This is a genomic window from Cryptosporangium phraense, assembly GCF_006912135.1.
In the GTDB taxonomy this organism is placed as follows: Bacteria; Actinomycetota; Actinomycetes; order Mycobacteriales; family Cryptosporangiaceae; genus Cryptosporangium; species Cryptosporangium phraense.
The window spans coordinates 1-11,633 of sequence record NZ_VIRS01000070.1 but is presented as its reverse complement, the minus strand read 5'-3'; the positions used below and the strand labels follow the sequence as shown (position 1 = coordinate 11,633).

General features: G+C 73.5%; 11 protein-coding genes and 1 pseudogene. 7 read left to right on the top strand and 5 right to left on the bottom strand.

What is annotated here, in order from left to right:
- Positions 1 to 489, bottom strand: a pseudogene (locus tag FL583_RS39585) (hypothetical protein); the annotation flags it as partial.
- Positions 490 to 613: 124 nt separating this feature from the next.
- On the opposite strand from FL583_RS39585, the gene FL583_RS39580 reads away from it, so the two are divergent.
- Positions 614 to 1,156, top strand: coding sequence for a Uma2 family endonuclease (locus FL583_RS39580; protein WP_170324113.1), 543 nt, complete (start codon positions 614 to 616; stop codon positions 1,154 to 1,156).
- On the opposite strand, the gene FL583_RS39575 is transcribed toward FL583_RS39580, so the two are convergent.
- Positions 1,153 to 1,710 (bottom strand): methylated-DNA--[protein]-cysteine S-methyltransferase, encoded by a 558-nt coding sequence (locus tag FL583_RS39575; RefSeq protein ID WP_205752872.1) that lies wholly within the window; start codon positions 1,708 to 1,710, stop codon positions 1,153 to 1,155. The genes FL583_RS39580 and FL583_RS39575 overlap by 4 nt on opposite strands.
- Before the next feature lie 121 nt (positions 1,711 to 1,831).
- Between FL583_RS39575 and FL583_RS39570 the strand changes: the two genes are divergently transcribed.
- From FL583_RS39570 to FL583_RS39560, 3 genes are all read left to right on the top strand, one after another.
- Positions 1,832 to 2,326 (top strand): cation:proton antiporter regulatory subunit, encoded by a 495-nt coding sequence (locus tag FL583_RS39570; RefSeq protein WP_142710065.1) that lies wholly within the window; start codon positions 1,832 to 1,834, stop codon positions 2,324 to 2,326.
- Between the two features lie 121 nt (positions 2,327 to 2,447).
- Positions 2,448 to 3,695, top strand: a complete 1,248-nt coding sequence (locus FL583_RS39565; RefSeq protein ID WP_142710064.1) for a cation:proton antiporter — start codon at positions 2,448 to 2,450, stop codon at positions 3,693 to 3,695.
- A gap of 68 nt (positions 3,696 to 3,763) precedes the next feature.
- Positions 3,764 to 5,839 (top strand): sensor histidine kinase, encoded by a 2,076-nt coding sequence (locus FL583_RS39560; protein ID WP_142710063.1) that lies wholly within the window; start codon positions 3,764 to 3,766, stop codon positions 5,837 to 5,839.
- Here the strand turns inward: FL583_RS39560 and FL583_RS39555 are convergent.
- Together FL583_RS39555 and FL583_RS39550 are read right to left on the bottom strand one after the other, a co-directional pair.
- On the bottom strand, positions 5,830 to 6,414 hold the full coding sequence (locus FL583_RS39555; protein ID WP_142710062.1) for an FMN reductase: 585 nt from the start codon (positions 6,412 to 6,414) through the stop codon (positions 5,830 to 5,832). The genes FL583_RS39560 and FL583_RS39555 overlap by 10 nt on opposite strands.
- On the bottom strand, positions 6,411 to 7,505 hold the full coding sequence (locus FL583_RS39550; RefSeq protein ID WP_142710061.1) for an LLM class flavin-dependent oxidoreductase: 1,095 nt from the start codon (positions 7,503 to 7,505) through the stop codon (positions 6,411 to 6,413). Before FL583_RS39550 ends, FL583_RS39555 begins: the two co-directional genes overlap by 4 nt.
- 330 nt (positions 7,506 to 7,835) lie before the next feature.
- Here FL583_RS39550 and FL583_RS39545 point away from each other — a divergent pair, with 330 nt between their 5' ends.
- On the top strand, positions 7,836 to 8,192 hold the full coding sequence (locus FL583_RS39545; protein WP_142710060.1) for a hypothetical protein: 357 nt from the start codon (positions 7,836 to 7,838) through the stop codon (positions 8,190 to 8,192).
- On the opposite strand, the gene FL583_RS39540 is transcribed toward FL583_RS39545, so the two are convergent.
- Positions 8,189 to 8,875: a hypothetical protein gene (locus tag FL583_RS39540; RefSeq protein ID WP_142710059.1), complete on the bottom strand. Its 687-nt coding sequence runs from the start codon at positions 8,873 to 8,875 to the stop codon at positions 8,189 to 8,191. The genes FL583_RS39545 and FL583_RS39540 overlap by 4 nt on opposite strands.
- A gap of 17 nt (positions 8,876 to 8,892) precedes the next feature.
- On the opposite strand from FL583_RS39540, the gene FL583_RS39535 reads away from it, so the two are divergent.
- A complete protein-coding gene (locus FL583_RS39535) occupies positions 8,893 to 9,090 on the top strand; it encodes a hypothetical protein (RefSeq protein ID WP_142710058.1) in 198 nt (65 codons plus the stop codon).
- A gap of 445 nt (positions 9,091 to 9,535) precedes the next feature.
- Positions 9,536 to 10,864, top strand: coding sequence for a hypothetical protein (locus FL583_RS39525; RefSeq protein ID WP_142710057.1), 1,329 nt, complete (start codon positions 9,536 to 9,538; stop codon positions 10,862 to 10,864).
- Positions 10,865 to 11,633 lie beyond the last annotated feature (769 nt).

The following is an 11,633-nucleotide window of genomic DNA, read 5'->3' as shown; positions in this document are numbered from 1 at the left end:
GTCGGGCGGGGTCGCGGCGGGCCGGGTTGCGCCGGGCGGAGTCGCGTCGGGCGGGGTCGCGGGCACGGCGGGTGCCGGGGCGAGCGCGGTCGATTCCGAGGCGGCGGACCAGATCTGATCGAGATCGGGCAGCTCAGCCGTACCCGAGGGCATCACCAGCGAGACCGAGGATGCCCCGTAGAGCCGCTTCGCCGACAACCCGGACATGATCGCCGCGAAGTCACCCGCCGACAGCGCCGCCTGCGCCCCGACCGCCGCCGAAAGATCGGTCATCGTGTCCACGTACCGGTTGGCCTCAGCGCTCACCGCCGCCTCGACCGCCAACGCCTGACGGTCGAGCAACGCCTCCGCCCGCCGCTGCTCGGACTGGTGGAGCACCCCGGTGACGAGCAGCGTCGTGCTCATCCCGAGCACCGCCACGATCACCGGCAGCGAGGCCCAGTGCGGCAGCCGCGCGTGTCTCCCCGCCACCGCCGGATAAACGGACATAACCGAAGAATAGCGACTATCACCCCGCCAACCGCTCGAGCCACAGCACCTGGACTCCGCCCGTCGCGATCCGCGCGGTGATACCCGAACCACTACGCTGAGGATGCATCCGAGGGGAGGCCCTATGACGCACGCGACGCAGGCCGTACCGGGCGAACGGCCGATGTCATGGGACGAGTACGACAGCCTCGGTCCCGACATCCGCGGTGAATACATCGATGGGAATTTGGTGGTGTCCCCCAGCCCCGCCCGAACACACCAGCGCATCTGCCGCCGATTGGCGAACCTGATCGAAGCGGTAGTACCGGACGGAATCGAGGTCGACGAAGGTTGGGCCTGGAAGCCGGGCCGCGACGAGTTCGTACCCGACGTGCTTGTGTACCCCCACACCGACGAGACCGTCCGATTCACCGGAATGCCCCTGCTGGCCGTCGAGGTCCTCTCCACCAACCGCGGTGACGACCTCGTACGCAAGACGACCAAATACGCCGAAGTCGGCCTCCGGCATTACTGGATCGTCGACCCCCGCGACCACCTCCTCGACGCCTACGAACTACAAGGCGGCGTCTATCACCGAACCGGCCGCCTCCTCGACGACGAGTCGGGTGAACTCTCGTTCGGAGCCGTCACGGTCAAGATCGATCTCGGCGACCTGCTCGGCTCCTAGAAGAGGGTGGCCGGCACCGCTCCCTCCAGCGCCAACAGCCGGCGCTTCATCTCCAAGCCCCCGCCGAAGCCGTGCAGCGACCCATCGGCCGCCAGCACCCGGTGACACGGCACCAGCAGAGGCACCGGGTTCGTCGCCATCGCGCGGCCGACCGCCCGGGCCGCCCCGTCGCGCCCCTCCACGTCCTCGTCGCGGACCAGGCGGGCCAGGCCGCTGTAGCTGATCGTGTCGCCGTAGGCGACCGTCTCGGCCAGCATCCGGCGCACCTCGAGCGCATAGCCGCTGCTCAGACGCCAGTCGATCGGCACCGTGAACGCCTGCCGCATGCCCTCGAAGTACTCGCCGAGCTCGCCCCGCACCCGCTCGACCGGCCCCGGCAGCGACCCGGGCACCAGCCCATTCAGCGACCGCGCGGCCTGCTCCGCGCTCGTGAGCCCACCGAGCCCGACCGCCAGCACGCCCCGGGCGGTCACGACGACGCCGAGCGGCCCGATCGGCGTCGGAATCTCCACGCTCGCGCAGGTCTCGACGTCGACTCGAGCGTTGTCCGTCACACCCCGCACCGTAGCCCCCACCACCGACAAAATTCACAACCTCGCAGGTCATCGACCGGGCAGGCTACTGTGTTCGGACACGGATCGGGGGGCCCGTACTGCGATGAGCCGGAGGACGAGAATGAGTGCGCGGGTAGAGCAGCGAGCCCTCCCCGGGATCGGCGTCTGCCAGGACGTGGTCACACGCAAGGGCCGCCGGATCGGCGTACTCACCCACCGGGACGGCCACCGGGAGCTCGTCGTCTACGACGTCGACGACCCCGACGCGGCCAGCGACACGATCCCCCTGAACAGCGACGAGGCGAACGCGCTGGCGGAGCTCCTGGGGGCTCCGCAGCTGGTCCGGCACCTCGCCGAGCTCCAGCAGCAGGTCGTGGGCGTGCTCACCGAGCAGCTGCCGATCCTGGACGGGTCGCGGTTCGCCGGGCGCGCGCTCGGCGACACGCAGGCCCGTACCCGCACCGGGGCGTCGATCGTCGCCGTCCTGCGGCAGGGTGAGGTCATTGCCTCCCCCGGGCCGTCGTTCGTGTTCAACCCGGGCGACATGATGGTCGTGGTCGGCACCCGCGAGGGTATCGACGGAGTCGCCGGCATTCTGCGCGGCGAAGAAGACTGAGGAGGCCCGGAGTCACCTCCGGGCGCACGAGATCCGGGGCGGTCGGTTTCCGCCGCCGGTGGATGAGCCATGACCGGGCATCGCGGCCCCGGTGAAGCGATAGTGCACGAGAGGGAGGCCGGTGCATTCCTCCGCGACGCTGTTGATCGAGGTCGGCGGAATTCTGCTGGCCCTGGCCCTGCTGGGCCGGGCCGGACGTCGGGTCGGGCTCAGCCCGATCCCGCTCTACCTGCTGGCCGGTTTGGCGTTCGGCCACGGCGGCCTGGTGCCGCTGTCGGCCAGCGAAGGGTTCATCGAGGTCGGCGCCGAGATCGGCGTGGTCCTCCTGCTCGTCACGCTCGGCCTGGAGTACTCGGCCAGCGAGCTCGTCACGAACGTCCGGGCGGCCGCCCCCGCGGGCCTGGTGGACGCCCTGCTCAACGCGATACCGGGCGCGGTGCTGGCGCTGGTGCTGGGCTGGGGGCCGGTCGGCGCGGTCGCGCTGGCCGGCGTGACCTGGGTGTCCTCGTCCGGCGTCATCGCCAAGACGCTCGCCGACCTGGGCCGGCTCGGTAACCGCGAGACCCCGACCGTGCTGTCGGTCCTCGTCATCGAAGACCTGGCGATGGCGCTCTACCTCCCGATCCTCACCGCGCTGCTGGCCGGGCTGGGGTTCGCCAAGGGCTCGGTCGTGCTCGGGATCGCGCTGGCCACGGTCGCGATCGTGCTCGTACTCGCGCTGCGGTTCGGCAACTGGATCACCAAGCTCGTCTCGGCCGACGACGCCGAGGCGCTGCTGCTCGGCGTCCTGGGGCTGACCCTGCTGGTCGCGGGCATCGCGTCGGAACTGCAGGTCTCGGCCGCGGTGGGGGCGTTCCTGGTCGGGATCGCGCTCTCGGGCGAGGTCGCCCACTCGGCGACCGCGCTGCTCAGCCCGCTGCGCGACCTGTTCGCCGCGGTCTTCTTCGTGTTCTTCGGTCTGTCGACCGCCCCGGAGACGATCCCGCCGGTCCTGCTGCCCGCGCTCGGGCTCGCCGCCGTCACCATGGGGACGAAGGTCCTGACGGGTATGTACGCGGCGAAACGGGCCGGCATCGGCAGCAAGGGCCGGTTGCGGGCCGGGCTCGCGCTGATGCCGCGCGGGGAGTTCTCGATCGTCATCGCCGGTCTCGCGGTCGCGGCCGGGGTGGACGCCCAGCTCGGCGCCCTCGCCACCGCGTACGTGCTGATCACGGTCGTCACCGGGCCGCTGCTGGCCCGGCTGTCGGACCTCGACCGCTCGAAGCGCCCCAAGCGCCCGACCACCGGCCTGTTCGCCAAACGCCAGCCCGACGCCCGGCCGGCCGGAAGCACTGCGCCGACCCCCACGCCGGCCACCGAGGGGATCTGACCGCCCAGCCCCAGGCGAACAGCGCGTCGCAACCGGATAAAACCGGCTCAACCGCAAGAATCACCGGCATGAAGTGGACCGCACCGCCGGGGACGGTGCCGGCCTCGGTCGTCGCCGTGCTCGGCGTCGCTCTGTCGCTGCTCGCCGGCGCCGGCCTCCGGACCGTCGAGCGGCACGGCCTCGACCGCGCCGTCGACGCCCGGACCACCGCCGCGGCCGCGGCGGTCACGAACGAGATCCGGCGCTACGGCGACGCCGCCCGCCAGGTCGCGGCCGGCCTGGGCGCGCTCGACACGCTCGACCCGGCCGGGTTCACCGCCGTCACCGCCGCGCTGCCCGCCGCCCACCTGCCGGGCGTCACCGACGTCAGCGTCATCACCCCGACCGACGACGCCCGGCCGGCCGGCCGCCGGCCGGTTTCCAGCACGCCGGCCACCGGCGGATACCGGCAGCTGATGACCCGCCCGCTCGACGGATCGCGCCCGGCCGACGCGACACCGGCCCTGCCGGCCGAGGTGACCTCCGCGCTCGCCAGCGCCCGCGCCACCGACGCGCTCACCGTCTCCGCCCCGTACGCCCCGATCGGCGGTGGTGCGGTCGCGGTCGCGGTGCTGGCCCCGATCCCCCACCGGCCCGGGTCCGCGGTCCGGCTCGGGTTCGTCGGCCCGTTGTTCCTGGCCGCCACCCTGGGCGACGAGGTCCCGAGCGGCTCCGCGGTGACGCTCAGCGCGACGGAGCCCGCTGTCGGGATCGGAACGGTCGGCACCACCGAGACGACGACCGTCGACCGCACGACGCGGCTCGACGTCGGCGCCCGGACCTGGCAGCTGCGCACGACGACGAGCACCGCCGCGGCCGGCCTGCTCGGCGTCGACGCGCACCTGGACGGGATCGTCGCGGCCACCGGCGCCGGAGCCGCGCTGCTGCTCGCGGTCGGAGTGTTCGTGCTGGCCGGAGCCCGGCGCCGGGCCCGGATCCGGGCCGAGCGGGCCGAAGCCGAGCTGCGGGCGACCGAGAGCGCCTCCCGGCAGCAGGCCGCGCTGCTCCACGCGGTGCTGGCCGGCCTCGAGGACGGGATCGCGGTCGCCGACCAGGACGGCACGCTCGCGCTGCTCAACCCGCCGGCCCAGGCCACGCTGGCGACGCCGGACGACGGCGGTACCCCCGGGACCCACGGGATCTTCCGGGTCGACGGCGTGACCCCGTACCCGCCGGACTCGCTGCCGCTCCGGCGCGCGCTCGACGGAACCGCGTGCAGCGACGAGATCGTCGTCCGCAGCGTCGCCCGCCCGGGGGGCGTCCGCCTGAAGGTGACGGCGCAGCCGATCGACCTGGGGACCGGCCGGTCGGGCGCGCTCGCGATCTCGCGGGACGTGACCGCGGAGCGGGCGTGCGAGGAGGACCTGGCCGTGTTCGCGGGCGTGGCCACGGACCAGGTCAAAGAGCCGCTCGCGGACGTGGCCGACCACCTCGCGGCGGCCGAGGACGCCCTCGGCGAGGTGCGTGTCCTGGGACGTCAGCCGCGGACCGTGTCCGCGGCGATCGGCCATCTCGAGCGGGCGCGGGCCGGCGCCGAGCGGATGCGCAGGCTGGTCGACGACCTGCTGACGTACACGACCGCCGGGAACACCGCACTCCAGGTGCGCGACGTCGACCTGACCGCGGTCGTCACCGACGTGCTGGGGCTGCTCGTCCGCGCGCAGGGCGGTCTGCGGCCGACCCCGAACGTGGTGATCCGGCCGCTCCCGTCCGTGCGGGCCGACGGGCGGCTGGTCCGCCGGCTGATCGGCAACCTGCTGAACAACGCGCTCACGTACACGCCGCCGGACGAGTCACCGCGGATCGCGATCCGGGCCCGGCCGGTCGACGGCAGCGCGGACTGGATCCGGGTCGAGATCGCCGACCACGGGATCGGCTTCCCGCCCGGGCGGCGCGCGACGCACTTCGCCGGGCAGCACAGCCTGTCCGCGCCGACCGGCGGCCTGGGCCTGGCGATCTGCCGACGCATCGTCGAGCGGCACGGCGGGGTGATCGGTGCCGCCGACAACCCCGGTGGCGGCACCGTCGTGTGGTTCACGCTGCCGACGGCGGGCTCGGCGACGTCGGACTCGAAGGAACCGGAGCTCGTCGGAGCTCAGCCGTGAAGCAGCTGTTCGAACGGGGTCGGGTTCGCGAACGGGTCCGTCGCCGCGGGCGCGGCGCGGTGCGTCAGTAGGTCGGCGAGCTCCTGGCCGGCCTGGTTGACGCGGGCGCCGAGCGCGTCGTCGGTGCCCCAGTCGGACGTGGCCGCGAACACCGCGGTCGGGACGGTCAGCGCGTGCAGGTAGCTGAACAGCGGCCGGATCGCGTGCTCGATCGCCAGCGAGTGCCTGGCCGTGCCGCCGGTGGCGCCGAGCAGCACCGGCTTGTTGCGCAGCGCGTCCTCGTCGACGACGTCGAAGAACGACTTGAACAGGCCGTTGTACGACGCCCGGTAGAGCGGGGTGACCGCGATCAGCGCGTCGGCCGCCTCGACCTTCCCGAGCACGGCCCGGAGGGCCGCGCTCGGGAAACCGGTCAGCAGGTGGTTGGTGATGTCGTGCGCGAGGTCGCGCAGCTCGATGATGTCGATCTCGACGTCGGGAAGCGCGTTCCCGACGGCCGCGGCGAGCTGGTCGGCGAGTAGCCGCGTGGAGCTCGGCTGGCTCAATCCGGCACTGACGACGGCGATCCTGGTCATACGAGCGCGGCCTCCTTCGCCGCCTTCGCGGCCTTGAGCGACTCGTGGGTGGGGGCATCCGGCACGTTCGCCGGGCGCTTCGCGTCGAGCTCCTTGCGCAGCACCGGGACGACCTCCTCGCCGAGCAGGTCGAGCTGCTCGAGGACGGTCTTCAGCGGCAGGCCGGCGTGGTCCATCAGGAACAGCTGGCGCTGGTAGTCGCCGAAGTGCTCCCGGAACGTGAGCGTCCGGTCGATGACCTCCTGCGGGCTACCGACGGTGAGCGGGGTCTCCGACGTGAACTCCTCCAGCGACGGGCCGTGCCCGTAGACCGGCGCGTTGTCGAAGTACGGACGGAACTCCTTCACCGCGTCCTGCGAGTTCTTGCGCATGAACACCTGACCGCCGAGGCCGACGATCGCCTGCTCGGGCGTGCCGTGGCCGTAGTGGGCGTAGCGCTCGCGGTAGAACTCGATCAGCCGCTGGAAGTGCTCGGTGGGCCAGAAGATGTGGTTGGCGAAGAAGCCGTCGCCGTAGTAGGCGGCCTGCTCGGCGATCTCCGGGCTGCGGATCGAGCCGTGCCAGACGAACGGCGGCACGTCGTCGAGCGGGCGCGGGGTCGAGGTGAAGCCCTGCAGCGGCGTCCGGAACTTGCCCTGCCAGTCGACGACGTCCTCGCGCCAGAGCCGGTGCAGCAGGTGGTAGTTCTCGATGGCCAGCGGGATGCCCTGGCGGATGTCCTGGCCGAACCACGGATAGACCGGCCCGGTGTTGCCGCGGCCCATCATCAGATCGACGCGGCCGTCGGCCAGGTGCTGCAGCATCGCGAAGTCCTCGGCGATCTTCACCGGGTCGTTCGTGGTGATCAGCGTCGTCGACGTGCTCAGGATCAGCTTGTCGGTCTGCGCGGCGATGTAGCCGAGCATCGTGGTGGGCGACGAGGGCACGAACGGCGGGTTGTGGTGCTCGCCGGTCGCGAAGACGTCGAGGCCGACCTCCTCGGCCTTCTTGGCGATCGTCACCATCGCCTTGATGCGCTCGTGCTCGGTCGGCGTCCGGCCCGTGGTCGGGTCCTGGGTGACGTCACCGACGGTGAAGATACCGAACTGCATCGGGCTCTCCTTGATCGAAGTAGATGACACGTCAACTATATGGGCAGGGCCGGTATTCCGCCGTGAGCGGGCTCACTCGGGACGCGTGCTCAGCGCAACGGAGCAGTTGCAGGTACAGTGAGTAGCGGGTGGCTGTTCTTCCAAGCCGGGTGCCACCGTCGGCGACCCGCACCCCGGGGCCCATGAGCCCTTGTGAGACGGCGCGCTGGCCGTCCTCGAAGCCGGAAGGCTCCCTGCGTACGAACCGCTCTGCGGCCCGCCCAGCGCACCGACGCGTCGATCAGAAGGGACGTTATGCCCTCACGCTCGTCTGCCCCTGCAGCACCGGCCATGTTGTTCCTCGCTCCGCCGAGCGACCCGTCCGCCGAGGACTCCTACCCCGAGGCTCCGCCCTCCCCGCGTCAGCGCGGCTCCGGGCCCGGCCGCCGTCGTGCGTCCGGCCCGTCCTCCGGTGGACGGTCCGGAGCGAACCCGGCGACCGCCGTCCGGATGACCCGCGGCGCCCGTCGCTCGGCCACCGACTTCGGTATTTCGGACGCCGACGTGGCGAGCGTTCTCGCGTCGCCGGCCCGGGTGACCGCCGAAGAAGACAACCCCGACCGCACACGGTTCTCCGGAGGCGGCCTGACCGTCGTGACCGGCGCCGACGGCACGGTGCTGCACGTCTCCCGGCGCCGTCGGTCTTAGGGCAGCACGACCTCGATCTCGTCGCTGAGGGTGGCGCCGAGTTGTAGGTCGAGCTTGTCGCCGCTCCAGAAACTGCCTGGGTCGTACGAATCGGAGGCCCGCGACGCCGGGAGCAGGCCCATGGCCTGATAGGTCAGTGCCACGACCTCGGCGCAGTAGGCCGACTCGAGTGGGTTGTCGGGCCGTTGTGCTTTCCCGCGTTCGGGCAGGCCGATCGCGTCGCGCCCCGCTGCGCGCAGGCGCTGGACGCGCTGCCTGCTGCGCCCGCGGGCCCAGCGTCCGGCCAGGCCGGCGGTGGACGGGAACGGCGTGCCGTCGAGGCGCGCCACGGTGCGGAGCACCGCGTCCTCCATGTCCTTGGTGACGTCGGCGTCGAGCTGTCGTAGCCACGCCCGCTGGCCGTAGCGGTTGCCCCACACGCTGACCGCGTCGGCCAGCACGTGCAGCTGGACCCCGCGCACGTGCGTGCCGGCCCAGACGTCCTGGAGGGACCGTCCCAGCTCGGCGTGCCACATGAGCGGCGGCAGGTCGTCGATGGTGACCGCCATGCCGACGTGGTTGACCGGGCTGTTGGTCAGGGTCTGGATCGCCCGGTCGGCCGCGGTGCGGCCCCGGAACAACCAGAGATCTCCGGTGCGCGTGAGCTCGACCGCCTCGGTCAATGTCATCCGGTTGCCGACCATGGCGCTAGCCTAGGCGGATGCGGTGGTGGAAGGTTGTCGGGCTGGCCGGGCTTGCTGGGGTTGCGGCGACCGGAGTGGTCGTCGCACGGGCCGAGCGCCGGCGGCGGGCCTATACGCCGGACGAGATCCGGTCCCGTCTGCACGCCCGCATCGACGACGCGGTTGCCGACGGCGCAGCGTCGTCGCCGGGCGCCGAGTCGTCCGACCGCGCCTGAGGCCCGTGCGATGGCGGTGGTGGCCGAGTCGGAGCGTGTGTGCCGGTATCCGGGATGTGAGCGGCCGGCGGCGCCGGCGTCCGGTCCGGGGAGGGCCCCGGAGTACTGCGACGAGCCGTCCCACAACCGGGCGAACGCGTTTGCTGAACGTCGACGGAGGGCGCTGGCCGCGACCGAGGAGGCGGCCGACGGAGTCGGCTTCGTACTCGGCGCTGGTGGTCTGAGGCTTGGAGGGACGGGAGCCGCGGCCGGGGCCGCGGCTGCGGCCGGGGACCGGACCGGGGCTGGGGCGCGGACCGGGGCTGGGGCCGGGGCTGATCGTTCTGGGAGGGCCGGTGCCGGGGGTGGCGGAGTGGGGCCCGGCGGGGCCGGCGGAGTGGGGGCCGGCGGGAGCGGCGGAGTGGGGCCCGGCGGGAGCGGCGGAGTGGGGGCCGGCGGGGCCGGTGTGGTGAGCGATCTGCCGGTGACCGCGGCCGGGGCCCGGATGGAGCGCGCGATCGCGCGGTTCACCGCCGCGGCCGGCGAGATCCGGGACCTCGGCGAGCGGGTCCTGTCCGATCTGGCCGTAGGCCGGGATCCGGCCGCCGTCGCCACCGAAGTGACCGCGGTCCGCGCGGCCGCCGAAGCAGCCGTGTCCGCGGCCGAGGCCCGCGCGCTCCAGATAGAACACTCGGCGACCGAGGTGAGGGCCGCACTCCGGCGCGCGGAGGCCGGCCGAGAGGCCGCGCTGGCCCAGGTAGCGGCCGCGAAGGCCGAGCTCACGGCGCTGAGCGCCGCCCGGGACGCCGCCCGCCAGGAGCGAGACGACGCCGAGGAGCGAGCGACCGAGGCCGAGGAGCGGACGGCCCAGGCGGAGGAGCGGGCCGCCGAGGCGGAGGCGAGCGGCGGTGCCGCCCAGGCCCGAGCGGAGGCGGCAACGCGCGAGGCGGACGCGGCCCGCTCGACGGCGGCCGACGCCGACCGCCGAGCGACCGTCGCCGAGGAGCGGGCCGGCCACGCCGAGGAGGCGCTGGGCCTGCTGAGGGAGCAGCTGCAACGGCTCCGCACCGACCTGGATGCCGCCACCGCCCGGGCCGAAGTCGCCACCACCGAGGCCAAAGCGGCCACCTCCGCCCACCGAGAAGCCGACCGCCGAGCCGACCGAGCCGACCACGCCCAAGCCGTCGCCGACCAGGCCCGCGCCACCGCCGAACAGGCGCAGGCAGCAGCTGAGCGGGCGCAGGCGGCAGCCGAGCAGGCCCGCACCACCGCCGAGGCCGCCAGCGCCGCAGCCGACCACCGCCGCACCCTCGCCGAGCAAGCACAGGCAGCAGCCGAGCAACGCCTCGCCACGGCCGAGGCCGCCACGACCGCGGCCGACCAGCGCCGCACCACCGCCGAGCAGGCGCAAGCGGTCGCTGAGCGGGCGCAGGCGGCAGCCGAGCAGGCCCGCGCCACCGCCGAGGCCGCCACCATCGCGGCCGACCGGCGTCGCCTCACCGCCGAGCAGGCGCACGCGGCTGCTGAGCAACGCCTCGCCGCGGCCGAGGAGGCCCGGTCTACGACCGAACGGGCGCTGACGGCGGCGGAGCAGGCGCGCGCCGCCGCCGAGCAAGCACAGGCCGCGGCCGAGCAGCGCCTCACCGCGGCCGAGGAAGCGGCCCGAGCCCGAGCCACCGCGGCGGCCGAGCACGCCGAACAGCGGCTCGCCGACCTCCGCGCCTCGTACGCCGAGCGCCTGGCCGAATACCGCGCCGAACGCGACGCCGCCCTCGCCAACGCCCGCCCGATCTAGCCCGAGGCGCGCAACGGCTACCGCCCCCGCCCAGAGTCCCTCACCAGGCACGACGCTGCCCACGCCGATCCTTGCAAAGCGCCTCGCCCAGCCACCACGCCAAGCCCGACACCCCGCTCCCTGCTGCGCGCTCCCGGCTCCCCGCTGTGCGCTCCCCGCTCCCCGCTGCGCGCTCCCCGCTCCCCGCTGCGCGCTCCCGGCTGCGCATCCCCGTTGCGCGCTCCGAACTCCCCGCTCCTCGCCGCCCGAGGGCGGGCCAACCTCCGCCCCGCGCCTCGCCAATCTCGCCGCCTCGCGCTCCGCCCCGCCGAGAGTGCTCCGCATGCAGCGGCTCGCCGACCTATGCCCCGCCCCGCCGTTTGCCGACCCCGCGGTTTGACGAGAAATCGGCGTCATTCGCCCGCCCAGACCCCCGGTTTCTCGTCAATCGGCGCGCGCCCCACTCCGGCCCCAAACCCCGCGCCAGACCCCCGAGCCCGTCCGACCAACCCACCGCAGGCACAACCTCAACCCAGGACCAACCTCAACCGGGGCACGACCGCAACCGCCGAGCACGACCTCAACCCAAGACCAACCTCAACCGGGGCACGACCGCCCCAGAGGCACGACCTCACCCGGGCACGACCTCGCCGTAGGCACAACCCCAACCCGAGCCGCGCCCCCGGCCCTACACCCCAACCCGCCCAAACCGCAGCCCGCGACCCTACGCAACACCACCCCGCCCGGCCGCGCCCGGCCCCCTTCCCGGCCGCCTCGCCCCGCCCCGCGC

What these genes read in the sequence shown, in the direction of transcription:
- FL583_RS39570 (WP_142710065.1), top strand. Translation starts at nt 1,832, where the DNA reads ATGAGTGCGCGGGTAGAGCAGCGAGCCCTCCCCGGGATCGGCGTCTGC.
- FL583_RS39545 (WP_142710060.1), top strand. Translation starts at nt 7,836, where the DNA reads ATGTTGTTCCTCGCTCCGCCGAGCGACCCGTCCGCCGAGGACTCCTAC.
- FL583_RS39540 (WP_142710059.1), bottom strand. Translation starts at nt 8,875, where the DNA reads ATGGTCGGCAACCGGATGACATTGACCGAGGCGGTCGAGCTCACGCGC.
- FL583_RS39550 (WP_142710061.1), bottom strand. Translation starts at nt 7,505, where the DNA reads ATGCAGTTCGGTATCTTCACCGTCGGTGACGTCACCCAGGACCCGACC.
- FL583_RS39560 (WP_142710063.1), top strand. Translation starts at nt 3,764, where the DNA reads ATGAAGTGGACCGCACCGCCGGGGACGGTGCCGGCCTCGGTCGTCGCC.
- FL583_RS39535 (WP_142710058.1), top strand. Translation starts at nt 8,893, where the DNA reads ATGCGGTGGTGGAAGGTTGTCGGGCTGGCCGGGCTTGCTGGGGTTGCG.
- FL583_RS39580 (WP_170324113.1), top strand. Translation starts at nt 614, where the DNA reads ATGACGCACGCGACGCAGGCCGTACCGGGCGAACGGCCGATGTCATGG.
- FL583_RS39555 (WP_142710062.1), bottom strand. Translation starts at nt 6,414, where the DNA reads ATGACCAGGATCGCCGTCGTCAGTGCCGGATTGAGCCAGCCGAGCTCC.